The sequence below is a fragment of the Streptomyces sp. NPDC102514 genome, from assembly GCF_055584525.1.
The window spans coordinates 469,842-485,215 of sequence record NZ_JBVJLW010000001.1 but is presented as its reverse complement, the minus strand read 5'-3'; the positions used below and the strand labels follow the sequence as shown (position 1 = coordinate 485,215).

Below are 15,374 nucleotides of genomic sequence, written 5' to 3'. Positions count from 1 at the left end.
TCCCCTCGTCAGTCGGTGTGGGTCGGCGGACGCCAGCGCAACAGGCGTCGTTCGGCGAACTGGGACAGCAGGTTGATCGTGTAGCCGATCGCGCCCGCGGTGACGATGTAGGCGTACGCCCGTGCCGCGGCCCCGCCCTGCTGCGCCTGCACGACCTCGTGGCCGATGCCCGGCAGTGTGGTGAGCACCTCGACGCCGATGGCCACCAGCACGGAGGTCGTCGCCGCCAGCCGCAGTCCGGTCATGACCGAGGGGGTGGCGCTGGGCAGGATCACCTTGCGGAAGCGCAGCAGCCGGGGGACGCGGTAGCTGTCCATGGTCTCCGCGATCATCGGGGTCACGGACCGGGCGCCGTACTGGGCCTGCAGGAAGACGGGGAAGACGCAGGCGAGGAGGACGACCGTGGTCTTCATCGTCGGCGTGGACCCCAGCACCAGCAGGAACACCGGCAGCAGGGCGATGACCGGGAAGGACCGCAGGACGTCGACGAGCAGCCGGGACGACTGCTCGGCCGCCGCGTAGGTGCCCGTGACCAGGCCCAGTGGTACGCCGATGACGGCGGCGGCGAGGAAGCCGGTCACCGCTCCGTTCAGGGTGTCCCCCACCGCCTGCCAGTAGACGGGGTCGCCGAACAGGTGCGGGAACTGCCCGAACACCGCCGTCGGGCCGGGCAGCGCGGTCGCGCTCACCAGCCGGGCCGCCGCGAGCGCCGCCCAGATCAGCAGAACGGCGAGGACGGCGGAGAGTTGGAGCATCAGGAGCACGCGGCGCCCCGGGTTCCCGGCCCGGGTGTGCCGGGTACGCCGTGCGCGCCGGGTGGACCGGGCGGGGCGCTTTCGGGCCGGGGCCGCCGGGGGCCGGTCCGTCGATGAGATGGCCATGGTGGTGTACCTCTGCCGCTCTCAGCTGCCGGCGGTGACCGTCGGAGCCTTGTCCCAGTAGATGGCGTCGTCCTTCGGAGCGCTGCTGAGCAGGTCGTAGCCGTGCATCTTCGTGATGACGGTGCGCATCACGGTGGTGTCGATGTTCTTGTCGTAGTAGGCGATCTGCGACTTCTCGATGTAGTCCGCGGGCAGTTGGGTGTACTTCTTGTCGATCGCCTTGACGGCGTCGGGGTGCGCGTTGGCGTAGGTGATCGCCTTGGCGACGGCGTCGGTGAACTTCTTCGCCGTGGCGGAGTTCGACGACAGGTACTTCTGGGTGGCGAAGAGGACGCCCTGGGTGATGCCGGGCAGGTCGTTCATCCCGTTGCCGATGGAGCGCAGACCTGCCTGCTTGCCGGCCGCGAAGAAGGCCCCGAAGGAGTAGACGGCGTCCGTCTTGCCGGTGGTGGCCGCGTCGGTGAGCGAGGTGGTCGGCAGGGAGACGAACTTGACCTTGCTGGGGTCGCCGCCCTCCTTCTCGACCAAATACTCGACGATGAACTGGATCGTGCCGCCGAGGGCCGACAGCCCCACGGTCCTGCCCTCCAGGTCGGCGAACCCCTTGATGGAACTGCTCTTCTTGACCAGCAGACCGTCGGTGGGGTCGGTCTTCGTCGTGGCGGACACCAGCCCGGTGGCGATGCGGATCGGCATGTTCTTCGCGGCGCCCTTGAGGAAGCCGGAGCTGTCGGTCATCGCGAACTGGGCTTCGCCGTTGAGGACGGACGGGGCGTTCTGCGAGGTGTCCTGGGCGCCGGCCTTGATGGTGACGTCCAGGCCCGCGTCCTCGAAGTAGCCCTGCTGCTCGGCGATGTACAGCGGCTCGAACAGGGCGCCGTTGGAGCGCAGCACGGTGATCTTGGCCGACCCGTCGCTGCCGGCCGAGGTGGCGTCACCCGACCCGCAGGCGGCGAGCGGGGCGGCGACGACGAGCGTCACCACTCCGACGGCGAGGCGGCCGAACGGGCTTCGCTCCCTTCCCCCGCTCGGCGTGCTTCCCGTGCTTCTGATGCGTCGCGTGCTCTTCGGCATGAGGGTGTGCTCCTTTGCACAGTTGTGGCGGCCCGTGGATGCGGCCCCACGGGCGGATGCGGCTCTCCGGGCGAGGCGGTCGCCCGTACGGATGGCGAACCGCGCGGGCCGTACGGCTTCAGGCGCGGCGTTCGTCAGGCATGAGACACAGGGCACGGCACAGGGCGTACGGCGTCACGCGCGGCGGGCGACCGCGTAGGCGGTGGTCGACTCGGCCGGGGTCATATAGGTGCGGAAGAGTCCGTCGGGGTCGTGGACGGCACGGATCCTCTCCAGCCGTTCGGCGTTCTCGGCGCTGAGGCCGAGGTCGAAGCGGTCGGCGAGGTTGTTGTCGGAGAACTGCAGGCCCCGGGACAGGTGGTGCACGGCGGACAGCGAGCCGTGCACCCAGTTCTCGTGCGCGAGGTCCTCGGCGGGGTCGTACCAGCCGGCGTTGGGTGAGAGATAGGCCTTGGCCTGGGCGGACCAGCAGGCTTCGGGGCGCGGCGGGTAGTGGCCCCACAGCATCCACAGCACGAAGCTGGTCCCGTCGGGGATGGTGTCCAGCACCGGCCGCGCGGCCCCGACGATCTCCTCGGCCGTGCCCTCCGCCCACACACCGTCCACGGCCCAGCGCAGGCCCTCCGGGTTGAGGCGGTCGGCGATGTCGTACAGCTCGTCGATGGTGATCGGTTCGCCGACCGTGGCACGCAGGGCCTGGTCGCGGAAGGGTGCTTCCTCCAGCGGGGCCAGGGTCCCGGGCCCGTGTGCCGGGGTGCAGAAGGCGGTGGCGGTCAGGGAGATCGCCTGGGTGCCGAGGCCCGGGGTGAAGCCGACCTTGGCGGAGAACTCCACGGTGCTGGGCAGTCGTTCCAGGAGGTCGTACGACCAGGCGAGCACTTCGTCGCGCAGTGCCAGGGGGTAGCTGTGCACCGTCCGCCGGATCTCGGTCGGCCGTTCGTGGACGTCCAGGTGGAAACGGGTGACGACACCGAAGAAGCCGGGGCCGCTGCCCCGGGCCGCCCACAGCAGGTCGGGGTGGGTCTCGTCGGTGGCATGTACCAGGGTGCCGTCGGCGAGGACGACGTCGATCGCGCGGATGCTCAGACAGGCCGGCCCCAGGTGGCGGGAGTTCCAGCCGTAGCCACCGCCGAGGATGAAGCCTCCGATACCGACGGTGGGTGCGTGACCGGTCGGGAAGAACAGCCCGTGCGGGGCGAGGGCCCGCTGGATCGCCGGCCCCTTCGCCGAGGGCTGGACGGCGGCGGTACGGCCGTGCGGGTCGACGTCGATCCCCTGGAGACGGGACAGATCGATCAGCAGTCCGCCCTCCCGTACGCCGTTGCCGACCCAGCTGTGCCCGCCCGAGCGGACGGAGACGCGAAGTCCTTCGGCCCGCGCCAGCCGTACGGCCAGGACGACGTCCCGCTCGTCCTCGGCGACGACGATGACCTCGGGGAACCGGTCCGGCTTGCGCGCGTTCCACACGGCGCCGAGACGGGCCTTCTCATAACTCGCGTCGCCACGGCGGAGGAGAGCGCCGGTGACATCTCCGCCGACGGCTCCACGCGGGGACGGGGCAGTATGGGGATCGGGCGTCCTGGGCAAGTGTGGCTCCTTGGGTGGTGCAGACATTCAGAACGGTACTGTCGACACAAAATGGAGGTCAAGAGGCCGTACGCCGATAATTTCGGCTTTCTGTCGACACTAGCGCGAGCTTGTAGGCTGCCCGCTCTGGCGCCGGTGTGCGGCCAGCGCTGTCGTCGACTCCTCGGGCGACAGGTACGAGCGGAACAGCCCCTCGGGGTCGTACCGGCGCCGCAGTTCCTCCAGGCGCACGGTCTGCCGCGGTTCCAGCCCGTGGTCGGGACGGTCGGCCGGATTGGCGTCGGCGAACTGGGTGCCGTGCGCGACCGGGGCCATGGCCCGCAGCGCGTCGTGCGCCCAGGTCTCGTGGCGCAGATCGTCGGCGGGGTCGTGCCACACGGCGTTCGGCGAGAAGTACAGCCGGGCCTGAGTGGACCAGCAGGCGTTCTCCCGGGTGGCCTGGCCGCCCCAGAGCATCCAGAGCAGGAAGCTGTCCGGGCCGGGCAGTCCGTCCAGCACCTCGCGGCCGGCGTCGAGCACGTCGTGGACCGGCGCCTCCGTCCACACTCCGTCGACCGCATAGCGTCTGCCCCGGGGAGTCAGGCCGTCGGAGAGGGCGTACAGGTCGTCCAGGGTCGAGGGCACCCGCTCCACCTTGCGCAGCGCATGACGCAGGAAGGGTGCCTTCTCCAGGGGTTCCAGCATCTCCGGACCCTCCTCCGGGGTGCAGAAGGCGGCTGCCGTGATCATCGTGGTGGGCCGCGGCACGCCCGGCGTATGGGCGACCTTGGCCGACATCTCCAGGGAGTCGGAGATCCCCGGCACGGCCTCGTAGGTCCAGGCCAGCACCTCGTCGCGCAGCTCGGGCGGGAAGACGTACGCGCTGCGCAGGATTTGCTCGTACGCCGGGTACACCCGCAGATGGAAGCGCGTGACCACCGCGAAGAAGCCCGGCCCCGAGCCGCGTACGGCCCACATGAGGTCCGGGTGGGTCTCGTCGGTGGCGTGCACCAGGGTGCCGTCGGCGAGGACTGCGTCGACCGCTTCCACGCTGAAGCAGGCCGGTCCCAGCGCACGGGAGTTCCAGCCGTAGCCGCCGCCTATCAGGAATCCGCCCACGCCCACGGAGGGGCAGTGGCCGCTGGGGAAGACCAGTCCCTCGGCGGCGAGCAGCGCGTTGAAGCGGCTGCCCTGGACGGCGGGGCGGACGGTGGCCCGGCGTCGGCGGGCGTCGACGACGACCTCGTCCAGGGCGGAGAGGTCGATCAGCAGTCCGCCGTCCCGCACCCCGTTGCCTGTCCAGCTGTGGCCGCCGGAGCGGACGGAGACGCGCAGTCCGCGGGCCGCCGCCCAGCGCACTCCCGCCTGGACGTCGCGGTCGCCGGCGGCCACAAGGATGGCGTCGGGACGGCGGTCGGGCTTGCGCAGGTTCCAGACGGCGGCGAGCCGCGCCTCCTCGTAGCCGGGGGCGCCCCGGGTGAGAAGGATGCCGTCGAAGTCGCTCATGTCTGCTCCACGTGCGGGTCGCCGGGGTCGGGCGGGAAGTCGAAGAGTTCGGCCGAGTTGTCGACCATGAGCCGGTGCAGCAGGGCGGGATCGGGGGCGATGTCGGCGAGCAGGTCCACCAGCAGGCCGTCGTCCGGCGCGGCGCCCCGGATGTTCACGTGGGGATAGTCGGTGCCCCACACGACCCGGTCGGGCGCCTGCCGCACGAAGGACGCGGCCAGGGCCACGGCGTCCGCGTAGGGCGGCCCCTGCCGCGAGACCCGGTCCACGCCGCTCACCTTCAGCCAGACGGCACCGGAGTCGAGGAGGCGGCGCAGACTGCGCAGGGCGGGACCGTGCGGTCCGTCGCCGAGGTCGACCCGCGCGAGATGGTCGATCACCACCCGGCCGGGCAGGGAACGGATGAGGGCTTCGTGGTCGGCGACCTCGGCCCCGGTCAGGTGGAGTTCGCAGGCCCAGCCGAGACCGTCGACGCGTTCCAGCACGGAGTCGATCTCCTCGCGGGTGGGCGCGATGCGCAGGTGCGGCAGGAAGTTGAGCCGGAACGCGCGGACTCCGGCACGGTGGAGTTCCTCGATCTCCACCCGAGTGGTCCGTTCGCCGATGAGGGCGACTCCGCGCAGCGTGCCACGGCCCGCTGTGAGGGCGTCCAGGAGCGCGCGGTGGTCGTGGCCGTTGCACGACGACTGGACGACGACCGCCCGGGACAGGCCCAGGTGGGCGTGGAGGGCCGCAACCTGTTCCTTGGGGGCGTCGACCGGGGTGAAGGTGCGCTCGGGCGCGTACGGGAAGACCGTGGCGGGGCCGAGGATGTGGCAGTGCGCGTCGCAACTGCCCGGCGGCAGCACCAGAGTGGGTCTGCGCGGAGCCGGGTGCGGGGGCGGGCAGCCCGGCGAGGGTGCCGGGTGCGTCGCGCGGAGGGCGGGCTCAGTCACAGCGCGCCGTCATTCCACCGTCGACGACGATCTCGGTGCCGGTGACGAACCGGGCCTCGTCGGACGCCAGGAAGAGCGCCGCGTACGCCGTGTCGCGGCCGTCGCCCATGAATCCCAGCGGGATACGGGCCTGCCGCTGGGCGAGCAGTCTGTCCACGTCGCCGTCGGCACGCTGGTGGGCCAGGCGCGCCTCGACCATCGGGGTGTGCAGTTGTCCGGGGACGACGGTGTTCACCCGGATGCGGTCGGGCGCGTACTGGACGGCTGTCACCCGGGAGAGCTGGATGACGGCCGCCTTGGCCGCCGCGTAGCCCACCTGTGCCGCGCCGGTCCAGCGCAGTCCGGACGCCGAGGCGGTGTTGACGATCGAGCCACCGCCCGCGCGCCGCATGATGGGGACGGCGTGCTTGCAGGCCAGGAAGGCGCTCGTGAGGTTGGTGCGCAGTTGGCTGTCCCAGTCCTCCAGGGACAGTTCGGCCGCTCCCCCGGCACGGGAGCCCCCGACGTTGTTGACCAGGATGTCGATGCGTCCCGCCTGCCGTTCGGTCTCCCGGAAGTAGTCCTCGACGGCGTCCGGTTCGGTCACGTCGAGCAGGTGGGTGTGGGCGGTGCCGCCCTCCGTGCGCACGCGGTCCGCGGTGATGTCGAGGGCGTCCTTGTCCCGGTCGGTGAGGTACACGGTGGCGCCCTCGCGGGCGAAGATCACGGCGGTGGCACGGCCGTTGCCCCAGCCGGGGCCGACGCTGCCGGCGCCGCTGATGACGGCTACCCGCCCGGCCAGCCGGCCGGGCCGTGCGGAGGGCACGTCCTGGGTCACGGAGGTCTCCCTTGGTCAGAGCCCGGTCCGGGCGCGAGGTGGAACGCCGACCCGGGCGTGACGCCGCCCGAGCGTGATGCCGCTGGAGCGGCCAACTGTCGGCAGTTTCACTTAGTGTCGACAGAAAGTAAACACCGATGCGAGATATGCACCTCAAGACACGCAATGAATTCATTAGTGTCGACAGCGAGCCGTGAGCGATGCTTGAATGGCGCTCAGCCGAACCATCGCTCGTACGTCGCCGGACCAGTTCTCGTACGTTTCCGTTTCCGGAGGGATCCATGGACAAGCCGGCCGTCTTCACCGCCGAGGAGATCACCCGCTTCCGCGCGGAGCTGGCCGCCAGACGCTCGCCGGGCGCGTACGAACCGGGCCGCTGGTCGGTGAGCCCGCTCACCCGCCGCCCGGACGTACGCGGGCCGATGCCCGGGTCGGTGCGGCTGCGCGACGCCACCCTGCGATCGGTGGAGACCCTGCCCGGTGTCGTCGCCTCCACCGGGGCGAAGGAGGCGTATCTGCGCCGGCTCGCCGGTGCCGGGGTCCGCGAGGTGGTCACGGCCGGGCTCACCGGGCGCGACGACAAGGCCTTGCGCGCGGAGGTCGAGGTCATCAAGGGCGAGAACCCGGACTGCCGGGCGGTGCTGCCCCTGCTGCGCACCACCGAGGACATCGACCGCGCCGCCGACGCGGGCTACGACGCCGTACAGATCTGGGTCCAGGGCCTCGGCGAGGCGTCGCTCCTCTACAACCCGGCCGTCTACCAGCAGGCTTGGCGGGGCGAGGACTGGCGCGGGCCCGCAACGCCCGCCGGGCGCGACGACGTTCTCGCCCGTGCGCTGCCCCTGATCCGGCACGCCCGCTCGCGCGGGCTCGACGCCGTCGTCCCGATGCTGATGGTCTCCTTCCTCACCGACGACATCCTCGACGAGTCGGTCACCGCGCTGACGGCCGCGGGCGCCACCGAACTCACCCTCTTCGACGGCCCCGGCGCCATGAGCCCCGAGGCGTACGCCCACCTGGTCACCCGTACCAGGGAACTCGCCCCCGGAGTCGAGGTCGGCCTGCATCCGCACAACACGTTCGGGCTGGCCGTCGCCTGCGCCGTCGCCGCCGTCCGGGCGGGCGCCGATGTCGTCGAACTGTCGGTCAACGGCTACTGCGGCGGCCCCGGCAACGCCGACCTGGCCGCCACCGCGCTGGCCTTCGAGGCCCTGTACGGGGTGCACACCGGGATCAGGACCGAACGTCTCACCGAACTGGCACGCGCCGGAGAGGAGTTGACGGGGTATCACCTGGCCTGGAACCACCCGGTGACCGGCACGAGCGCCTTCTCCTGGGGCGGGATGGACCTCATCACCCAGGAGACCGCGGTCGATCCCCTGCTGCACAACTGCCTGGAACCGGCTCTCGTCGGCAACGCGCGCAAGGTCCCCTTCACTCCCGACAGCGGCCCCTACACACTCGCCGACAAGCTGACCGCGCTGGGTGTCGACACCACGGTCGCCCAGGTCGACGAGATCCTGCGCAGGGCCCGCGACCTCATGGCACGGGAAGCCCGGCTGCTCACCGACACGGACCTGGCGGCCCTCGCGCGCGAGGTGACCGGGGCGCCTGAGTCGGCCAACGAGCCCGAGTCGGCCGAGGCTGCCGAAGAGCCCGAATCGACCAAGGCGACCAAGGTGCCAGAGGTGACCGAGGTTGCAGAGCCCCCGGCTCGTACGGAGTGATGACGATGCCCTCGAACCCACCCGGCCCCCGCAGCCGCCTCCCCCTCCTGCATCCCGACAGCCTCTCCCCCGCCCAACGGCTCCTGTACGAGGAGATCACCGGCGGCCCCCGCTCCGACGGTCCTCAGCTGTTCGCTCTCACGGACACCGAGGGACGCCTCAACGGCCCCTTCAACGCGATGCTGTTGAGCCCACGACTGGGCCGCGACCTCCAGGGGCTGGGCGCGGCGATCCGCTATCGGACGGACCTGTCGCCGCGGGTGCGCGAAACAGCCATCCTCGTCGTGGCCGCGGTCTGGGACAGCGACTTCGAGCGGTACGCCCATGAGCCACTGGCCAGGGCCGCCGGGCTCACCGAGGCGGAGGTGCGCGCCCTGCGCGAAGGAGCCGATCCGGGCTTCACCGACCCGCTCGAACGCGCCGCGTGGTCAGCGGTACGCGCCCTCGCCACCCCCTCGGACCCGCTCGACGACGACTGGTACGCGGCTGCCCGCGCCGCCCTGGGCGAGGCCGCGCTCTTCGAACTCTCCACGCTGGTCGGCTACTACGCCACGCTCGCCCTCCAACTGCGCCTGTTCCGCGTACCCGGTCCCCGTGAAGGAGCCCGGCCGGTGAAAAAGTCCCGTCCATGAAGGAGTCCCGTTCGTGAACAAGGTGCGCCCGACCGCCGCCGAGGCGGTCCATGACATCGCCGACGGCTCGTCGCTGGCCGTCGGCGGGTTCGGGCTGAGCGGTGTGCCGAACGTCGTGATCGACGCGCTGCACGCCCGCGGCAGCACCGGCCTGTCCGTCGTGTCCAACAACTGCGGTGTCGACGGCGCGGGCCTCGGCATCCTGCTCGCCTCCGGCCGGATCACGCGGGTGACCGGCTCGTACGTGGGCGAGAACAAGGAGTTCGCCCGGCAGTACCTCTCCGGCGAGCTGGAGGTCGAGCTGGTCCCCCAGGGCACGCTCGCGGAACGGCTGCGGGCCGGGGGTGCGGGCATCCCGGCGTTCTACACCCCGGCGGGTGTCGGCACCCAGGTCGCCGACGGCGGGCTGCCGTGGCGGTACGCGACCGACGGTTCGGTGGCCGTCGCCTCCCCGGCGAAGGAGACCCGGACCTTCGCCGGCCGGGCGCACGTCCTGGAACACGGCATCACCACCGACTTCGCCCTCGTACGGGCCTGGCGCGGGGACGCCCACGGCAACCTGGTCTTCCGCAGGGCCGCCGCCAACTTCAACCCCCTGGCCGCCATGGCCGGCCGCGTCACGATCGCGGAGGTGGAGGAACTGGTCGAGCCGGGAGACCTCGCTCCCGACGAGGTGCACCTGCCCGGCGTGTTCGTCCAGCGGGTCGTGCCCCTGACCCCGGATCAGGCCACCGCCAAAAGGATCGAGAAGAGGACGGTACGCGCCTGATGGCCTGGACCCGTGCACAGATGGCGGCCCGCGCCGCCAGGGAGCTGACCGACGGCTCGTACGTCAATCTGGGCATAGGGCTGCCCACGACGATCCCGGACCACCTGTCCCCTGACGTACAGGTGACCCTGCACTCGGAGAACGGCATCCTCGGCACAGGCCCGTACCCCACCGAGCGGGAGGTGGACCCGGACCTGATCAATGCGGGCAAGGAGACGGTGACCGTCCTGCCCGGGGCCTCCTTCTTCGACTCCGCGCTGTCCTTCGGCATGATCCGGGGCGGTCATGTCGACACGGCCGTTCTGGGCGCCCTGCAGGTGTCCGCCGCGGGAGACCTGGCCAACTGGAGCGTCCCGGGAAAGATGATCAAAGGGATGGGGGGTGCCATGGACCTGGTCCACGGTGCCCGGCGGGTGATCGTGCTGATGGAGCACACCGCCAAGGACGGGACGCCGAAGCTCGTCGACACCTGCACGCTACCGCTCACCGGCCGCGCCTGCGTCCATCGCGTCATCACCGATCTGGGCGTCTTCGACATCACGGCGGACGGGCTGACGGTCGTGGAAAGGGCCCCCGGCGTGACGGCCGGAGAGATCGCGGCGCGTACGGGGACGCCGGTGCGGGGCTGACCGCACGCACCGATCTGATGCATCGATGCGATGCGTCGATCGCATGCAGCCCCGGCGGTAGCATCCGCCAGCATGGACATGCTCAGCAAAGTGACACTGGAAGCACACGAAACACGGGAAGCGCGGGAAGCGGGCGCATGACCCACCGCATCACGTTCGTCTCGCCCGCGATGAGTTCGGCACTGCGTCAGGCGCGCTTCGACGACGGGGGTTCGCTCGACGCCGGCGGGGAGGCGCAGGCCCGTGCCGCGGCCGGATCCCTGCCGTCGGCGGCGCGCGTCGTGGCTTCTCCCTCGGCGCGTTGCCGGGAGACGGTCGCCGCGCTCGGACTGGACGCGGTGGAGACGGCGGAGTTGGCAGGACTGGACGCGGGGCGCTGGCGCGGCCGTACGCTCGCCGAGGTCGCCGCGGCCGAACCGGAGGCCGTGGCCCGATGGCTCGCCGAGCCGGCCTCCGCACCGCACGACGGGGAGTCCGTGGCCGACTTCTGCGCCCGGGTGGCGCGCTGGCTGGAGTCCTCCGCCGAAACGGACACGGACACGGGTACGGGTACGGGTACGGCCACGGACGGCCGTACCCTCGCCGTCGTCGAACCGGATGTCGTACGGGCCGCGGTGGCGCACGTGCTGGGAGCGCCTGCCGCGGCCTTCTGGCGGATCGACGTGCCGCCGCTGACGTCCACCACGGTCAGTGGACGCGGCGGCCGGTGGAACCTGCGGCTCGGGCAGCCGCTGGACGCCGCCGGAGCGGGCGCGGACCGGTGAGTCCGCGCGGCCGGTCAGTGCGGGGCGGGTGCCGCCGTACTCGTCCGGGCCGTGGCGGGTTTCGGGTGGAGCAGCCGTTCGGCCAGTTCACCGAAGACGAGCCCGAAGCCTGACCAGAGCGTGATCTGCAGGGCGAGGGCGGAGAGCCTGAACCGCCAGAGCAGGGCGGCCGGGAAGTCGCCGGGGACCTCGTTGACGGTGGGCAGGAACGCGTACGCCAGTCCGATCAGGACGATGAAGCCGAGAACGGCGGCGACGGTGGCGTACCAGGTGCCCAGTTTCGGGGCGAGCCGCTTGCCGACGATCACGGCGGCGACCGCGAGGAGCACGCTCAGCACCATCATGAGGAGGTAGAGGGTGGTCCGTTTGCCGATGGTGTCGCCGTTGCCGACCGCGGGCGGGTTGGCCGGGTACTTCAGGAACGGTACGACGTAGACGGCGAGCAGTGCGGCGCCCGAGAGCAGCAGCGCCGTCGCGCGGGCGCCGAAACGGCCGACGCGACCGAGGGCGAAGCAGTAGGCGAGGGCGGTGATGCCGCCGAAGGCCACTCCGTAGATCAGTACGCCGGTGGCGAGGCCGGCGGTGGACTGCAGGCTGCGGGAGACGAGTTCGACCTCGTGCCCGTGCTCGTGCGCGGCTGCGTGGGACTCCTCGAAACCGATGGCGCTGTCGACGTTCGGTTCGCCGAGGAAGTAGGCGACGATCAGGGCGAGCACGCCGGCGGCCAGGCCGGCGAGCATGCCCCGCACGAGCAGGTTTCTTACCGTTGCGGAGTTCATGGGTGTGCGGGGCCCCTCGTCAGTGGCAGGGGAAGCCGAGCAGGTGACGTGCGTCGTGCACCCATTCATGGACGTTCTCGCCGGAGACGAGGGAGGTGGCGCCCTGTTCGGCACCGACGAAGTACAGCAGGACCAGCATCAGGACGCCGATGAAGACCGCCCAGGGAGCGATGTCCTTCAGCGGCAGTTTGGCGGGCACGACGGGGGTGGTGCTCGGCGGGGCGACATGCTGCGCCATGACGGGGCCTCCTCTGGGAACTCGCGTCCCATCTCGGTGGTGCACAGGACGACGGCCCCGGGTCTGACTCACGGTGCGCTCCCCTCGGGGGAGTCACACCGTTCACAGTGGCGCGACCGTGCCGGTTTCCCACCGGCTTCCGTGTCGCCGTCGTCGGTATCGAAGTGACGCTACCGCTCGACGGGTTCATGCCCAAGACCAGGAGCCGACAAGAACCTGCTCACACCGAACACTTACCTCTCAGCTGCCCGGCTCCCACTCCGGTCCGTGCTCCCCCAGCGGCTCGAAGAAGCGTTCCACGTCGGTGTCGGTGACCTCGGCGAGGGTGGGCGGTGACCAGCGTGGGTTGCGGTCCTTGTCGATGACCTGGGCGCGGATGCCCTCGACCAGGTCGGGCGTGGTCAGGGCGGCGCAGGAGACGCGGTACTCCTGCGCCAGCACCCGCTCCAGCGAATCGAGCCGCCCGGCGCGGCGCACAGCCGCCAGGGTGACCTTCAGCGCGGTGGGCGACTTGGCGAGCAGGGTCTCCGCGGTCTCCTTCGCCGCCGGATCGCCGTGGTCGAGCAGCTGCCCGACGATCTCCTCAACCGTGTCGGCGGCGAAGCAGGAGTCGGTCCACTCCCGCTGCCCGGCCAACTCCCCTTCCGGCGCGGGCCGCACGTGCCGGTCCAGCGCTTCCCGTACGGGCAGCTCGGCGAGGTCGTCGATGAAGTGCTGGAGCGAGTCGGACGGTACGTAGTGGTCGGCGAGCCCGCACAGCAGGGCGTCCCCGGCGCCGATCGCCGCGCCCGTCAGGGCGAGCCGGGTGCCCAGTTCGCCCGGGGCGCGGGAGAGCAGGTAGGTGCCGCCGACGTCGGGCACGAAGCCGATGCCGGTCTCGGGCATGGCGATCCTCGACCGTTCGGTGACGATCCGGACGCTGCCGTGCGCGGAGATGCCGACGCCCCCGCCCATGACGATGCCGTCCATGACGGCGACGTACGGCTTGGGCCAGCGGGCGATACGGGCGTTGAGGCGGTACTCGTCACGCCAGAACGCGGCCGCGGCGGCGCCGTTGCCGTCGCGGGCGTCGTCGTGGACGGCACGGATGTCGCCGCCCGCGCACAGGCCGCGCTCCCCCGCTCCGGTGATGACGACCGTCTCGACGGCGGGGTCGTGCTCCCACGCGGTCAGCGCCTCGTCGACGCGCCGCACCATGGCGTGGTCGAGGGCGTTGATGGCTCTCGGGCGGTTGAGGGTGAGGTGGGCGGCCCGGCCGGCCGTGTGCAGCAGGACGGACTCTTCGTTGCCGGTCATCCGATTACCTCCGTCGGACCGCGGGCCACGATGACACGCATGAGTTCGTTGGTTCCTTTCGGGACGCGATGGTGCGATGGACGCTCACGTCACGAGTGATCTTCTCAATGACGCGTCCGGCCGGGCGGTCCGGGGCAGCGCGACGGCCCCGGGACTCGTGGAGGAGTCCCGGGGCCGTCGGGTGATGCGGTACGGGTCCGACTCAGATGTGCGGGCCGCCCGTGCCGTAGTACGTGCCCAGCTCGTCGCGGTAGCCCTGGTCGCCCAGGTGCTTGTCGCGGTCGAACTCCGGGGCGTCCTTGATCTGCTGCTTGGTGCGGTCGACGACGATCTTCTGCTCGCCCTGGTCGATGCTGACGACCGTGCTGGCGGGGAGCAGGACCTCCTTGCCGAAGATCCACACACCGGTGTCCACCACCAGGTAAGCGTCACCGACGTCGTCGGAGTGCTTGTCGACCTTGCCGATACTGCCGTCCGTGGCCTCGACCTTGTAACCCGTGAGGTCGACGCCTGCCAGACGACCCGCGGTCGACTTGTAACCCCATACATTTTCAGTCACGCGAAAACAACTCCTCCGGTAAACAGAGGACAGTGGGGTTCCCCACCGGCCCTCTCTTTTTCCGTACGTCGTGCACGGCGATTTTCGTAACCACCGTCTTGGCGGCGGGTGCCCCTCGTCCGGGGCTTCACTCACTCAATTCGGGCCGGGTTTTTCTCGGGTTTCCCGGAGCGGGCACGCGCTGCCCCGAATCGGGGGCCCAGCGCTGCCGCATACGGCCTGAACTGCACCGATGTGGTCGGCTACCAGCGGTACCAGCGGCCACTGCCGCCCTTCGGGCGGGCGACGAAGCCGATCAGCCACAGGACCAGAACGACGATCGCGACCCACCACAGAATTTTCAGCGCGAAACCCGCACCAAAGAGGATCAGGGTAAGCAGAAGAACAAGAAGCAGGGGAATCATGTTTGTTGACCTCCGAGACACCGTGTGCCCAGATGATCTCCGTCCACTCACACGAATTCACGGTTCGCGCACATTTCGCTCCCGACGCACCGCCGGCCCTCCGCCTCTGAGGTGAACTTGGGTATGCGGCCGCGACAAGGGGTACTCCTGCGCCATGACCACCACAGAAACGACCCCTTTGCGCGCTGTCGCTCTCGTCTGCACCCTTTCGCCGTCGCCCGCGGCCTCCAGCTCGCAGCTGCTGGCCGAGCAGACCATGGCGGCGCTGGGCGAACACGGTGTCACCGGCAAGGTGATCCGGATCGCCGACCACGACGTCCGCCCCGGAGTGGAGACCGACATGGGGGACGGTGACGAGTGGCCGGCGATCCGGGCCACGGTCCTGGGCGCCGACATCCTGGTCCTCTCGACGCCGATCTGGCTGGGCCACCCGTGCAGCATCGCCCAGCGGGTCATGGAGCGCCTGAACGCGGAGATCTCCGAGACGGACGACGAGGGGCGGATGCTCACCTACGGGAAGGTCGCCGCGGTGTGTGTCGTCGGCAACGAGGACGGGGCCCACAAGGTGAGCGCCGACCTCTTCCAGGGGCTCAACGACGTGGGTTTCTCACTCGCTCCGAACGCGGTCACCTACTGGGTCGGCGAAGCCATGCAGGGCACCGACTACCAGGACCTCGACAAGACGCCCGAGACCACCTCCGCCACGACGGCCACTCTGGCGGCCAACACGGCCCATCTGGCCCGGCAGCTCAAGGCGTCCCCGTACCCGTCGAGCTGAGCCGGGCCGACCGGAGCCCG

17 protein-coding genes and 1 riboswitch are annotated in these 15,374 nt (G+C 70.7%); of the genes, 6 read left to right on the top strand and 11 right to left on the bottom strand.

All coding sequences use genetic code 11. From position 1 onward, the window contains the following. Window positions 1-8 precede the first annotated feature (8 nt). The 6 genes from ACZ60E_RS02235 to ACZ60E_RS02210 form a co-directional block, all read right to left on the bottom strand. On the bottom strand, window positions 9-881 hold the full coding sequence (locus ACZ60E_RS02235; RefSeq protein WP_469437156.1) for an ABC transporter permease: 873 nt from the start codon (window positions 879-881) through the stop codon (window positions 9-11). Between the two features lie 21 nt (window positions 882-902). Beyond that, a complete protein-coding gene (locus ACZ60E_RS02230) occupies window positions 903-1,955 on the bottom strand; it encodes an ABC transporter substrate-binding protein (protein WP_469437153.1) in 1,053 nt (350 codons plus the stop codon). A 174-nt stretch (window positions 1,956-2,129) separates the two neighbouring features. Then, window positions 2,130-3,542 (bottom strand): FAD-binding oxidoreductase, encoded by a 1,413-nt coding sequence (locus tag ACZ60E_RS02225; RefSeq protein ID WP_469437151.1) that lies wholly within the window; start codon window positions 3,540-3,542, stop codon window positions 2,130-2,132. Window positions 3,543-3,641: 99 nt separating this feature from the next. After that, complete coding sequence (locus ACZ60E_RS02220; RefSeq protein WP_469437149.1) at window positions 3,642-5,027, bottom strand: FAD-binding oxidoreductase; 1,386 nt, start codon at window positions 5,025-5,027, stop codon at window positions 3,642-3,644. Beyond that, complete coding sequence (locus tag ACZ60E_RS02215) at window positions 5,024-5,962, bottom strand: amidohydrolase family protein (protein WP_469437147.1); 939 nt, start codon at window positions 5,960-5,962, stop codon at window positions 5,024-5,026. Before ACZ60E_RS02215 ends, ACZ60E_RS02220 begins: the two co-directional genes overlap by 4 nt. Next, the gene (locus tag ACZ60E_RS02210) at window positions 5,955-6,779 is read right to left on the bottom strand and encodes an SDR family NAD(P)-dependent oxidoreductase (protein ID WP_384796780.1); all 825 of its coding nucleotides are present in this window, start codon (window positions 6,777-6,779) and stop codon (window positions 5,955-5,957) included. Before ACZ60E_RS02210 ends, ACZ60E_RS02215 begins: the two co-directional genes overlap by 8 nt. Before the next feature lie 281 nt (window positions 6,780-7,060). On the opposite strand from ACZ60E_RS02210, the gene ACZ60E_RS02205 reads away from it, so the two are divergent. The 5 genes from ACZ60E_RS02205 to ACZ60E_RS02185 all read left to right on the top strand — a co-directional run bounded on the left by ACZ60E_RS02205 (window position 7,061) and on the right by ACZ60E_RS02185 (window position 11,300). Continuing rightward, window positions 7,061-8,506 (top strand): hypothetical protein, encoded by a 1,446-nt coding sequence (locus ACZ60E_RS02205; protein ID WP_469437145.1) that lies wholly within the window; start codon window positions 7,061-7,063, stop codon window positions 8,504-8,506. 5 nt (window positions 8,507-8,511) lie between these two features. Further along, window positions 8,512-9,138 carry a carboxymuconolactone decarboxylase family protein gene (locus tag ACZ60E_RS02200; RefSeq protein ID WP_469437142.1) on the top strand — a complete coding sequence of 209 codons (627 nt, stop codon included), beginning with the start codon at window positions 8,512-8,514 and terminating at the stop codon, window positions 9,136-9,138. Between the two features lie 13 nt (window positions 9,139-9,151). After that, the gene (locus tag ACZ60E_RS02195) at window positions 9,152-9,907 is read left to right on the top strand and encodes a CoA transferase subunit A (protein WP_469437140.1); all 756 of its coding nucleotides are present in this window, start codon (window positions 9,152-9,154) and stop codon (window positions 9,905-9,907) included. After that, complete coding sequence (locus tag ACZ60E_RS02190) at window positions 9,907-10,536, top strand: 3-oxoacid CoA-transferase subunit B (protein WP_469437138.1); 630 nt, start codon at window positions 9,907-9,909, stop codon at window positions 10,534-10,536. Before ACZ60E_RS02195 ends, ACZ60E_RS02190 begins: the two co-directional genes overlap by 1 nt. Before the next feature lie 137 nt (window positions 10,537-10,673). Beyond that, a complete protein-coding gene (locus ACZ60E_RS02185; RefSeq protein ID WP_469437136.1) occupies window positions 10,674-11,300 on the top strand; it encodes a histidine phosphatase family protein in 627 nt (208 codons plus the stop codon). Between the two features lie 14 nt (window positions 11,301-11,314). Here ACZ60E_RS02185 and ACZ60E_RS02180 read toward each other — a convergent pair whose 3' ends face one another. The 5 genes from ACZ60E_RS02180 to ACZ60E_RS02160 form a co-directional block, all read right to left on the bottom strand. Next, entirely contained in the window at window positions 11,315-12,079 is a 765-nt protein-coding gene (locus tag ACZ60E_RS02180; RefSeq protein ID WP_469437134.1) for a CbtA family protein, read from the bottom strand. Between the two features lie 19 nt (window positions 12,080-12,098). Next, window positions 12,099-12,317 carry a CbtB domain-containing protein gene (locus tag ACZ60E_RS02175; protein WP_384796760.1) on the bottom strand — a complete coding sequence of 73 codons (219 nt, stop codon included), beginning with the start codon at window positions 12,315-12,317 and terminating at the stop codon, window positions 12,099-12,101. 36 nt (window positions 12,318-12,353) lie between these two features. Further along, a riboswitch (cobalamin riboswitch) is annotated at window positions 12,354-12,484 on the bottom strand. A gap of 73 nt (window positions 12,485-12,557) precedes the next feature. After that, the gene (locus ACZ60E_RS02170; protein ID WP_469437131.1) at window positions 12,558-13,613 is read right to left on the bottom strand and encodes an enoyl-CoA hydratase/isomerase family protein; all 1,056 of its coding nucleotides are present in this window, start codon (window positions 13,611-13,613) and stop codon (window positions 12,558-12,560) included. Window positions 13,614-13,815: 202 nt separating this feature from the next. Continuing rightward, window positions 13,816-14,172: a ribosome maturation factor RimM gene (locus ACZ60E_RS02165; protein WP_384796754.1), complete on the bottom strand. Its 357-nt coding sequence runs from the start codon at window positions 14,170-14,172 to the stop codon at window positions 13,816-13,818. A 242-nt stretch (window positions 14,173-14,414) separates the two neighbouring features. Next, complete coding sequence (locus ACZ60E_RS02160; protein ID WP_469437128.1) at window positions 14,415-14,576, bottom strand: hydrophobic protein; 162 nt, start codon at window positions 14,574-14,576, stop codon at window positions 14,415-14,417. A 154-nt stretch (window positions 14,577-14,730) separates the two neighbouring features. Between ACZ60E_RS02160 and ACZ60E_RS02155 the strand changes: the two genes are divergently transcribed. Then, window positions 14,731-15,354: a flavodoxin family protein gene (locus ACZ60E_RS02155; RefSeq protein WP_469437125.1), complete on the top strand. Its 624-nt coding sequence runs from the start codon at window positions 14,731-14,733 to the stop codon at window positions 15,352-15,354. Window positions 15,355-15,374 lie beyond the last annotated feature (20 nt).

What these genes read in the sequence shown, in the direction of transcription:
- ACZ60E_RS02235 (WP_469437156.1), bottom strand. Translation starts at nt 881, where the DNA reads ATGGCCATCTCATCGACGGACCGGCCCCCGGCGGCCCCGGCCCGAAAG.
- ACZ60E_RS02230 (WP_469437153.1), bottom strand. Translation starts at nt 1,955, where the DNA reads ATGCCGAAGAGCACGCGACGCATCAGAAGCACGGGAAGCACGCCGAGC.
- ACZ60E_RS02220 (WP_469437149.1), bottom strand. Translation starts at nt 5,027, where the DNA reads ATGAGCGACTTCGACGGCATCCTTCTCACCCGGGGCGCCCCCGGCTAC.
- ACZ60E_RS02205 (WP_469437145.1), top strand. Translation starts at nt 7,061, where the DNA reads ATGGACAAGCCGGCCGTCTTCACCGCCGAGGAGATCACCCGCTTCCGC.
- ACZ60E_RS02200 (WP_469437142.1), top strand. Translation starts at nt 8,512, where the DNA reads ATGCCCTCGAACCCACCCGGCCCCCGCAGCCGCCTCCCCCTCCTGCAT.
- ACZ60E_RS02190 (WP_469437138.1), top strand. Translation starts at nt 9,907, where the DNA reads ATGGCCTGGACCCGTGCACAGATGGCGGCCCGCGCCGCCAGGGAGCTG.
- ACZ60E_RS02185 (WP_469437136.1), top strand. Translation starts at nt 10,674, where the DNA reads ATGACCCACCGCATCACGTTCGTCTCGCCCGCGATGAGTTCGGCACTG.
- ACZ60E_RS02180 (WP_469437134.1), bottom strand. Translation starts at nt 12,079, where the DNA reads ATGAACTCCGCAACGGTAAGAAACCTGCTCGTGCGGGGCATGCTCGCC.
- ACZ60E_RS02175 (WP_384796760.1), bottom strand. Translation starts at nt 12,317, where the DNA reads ATGGCGCAGCATGTCGCCCCGCCGAGCACCACCCCCGTCGTGCCCGCC.
- ACZ60E_RS02170 (WP_469437131.1), bottom strand. Translation starts at nt 13,613, where the DNA reads ATGACCGGCAACGAAGAGTCCGTCCTGCTGCACACGGCCGGCCGGGCC.
- ACZ60E_RS02160 (WP_469437128.1), bottom strand. Translation starts at nt 14,576, where the DNA reads ATGATTCCCCTGCTTCTTGTTCTTCTGCTTACCCTGATCCTCTTTGGT.
- ACZ60E_RS02155 (WP_469437125.1), top strand. Translation starts at nt 14,731, where the DNA reads ATGACCACCACAGAAACGACCCCTTTGCGCGCTGTCGCTCTCGTCTGC.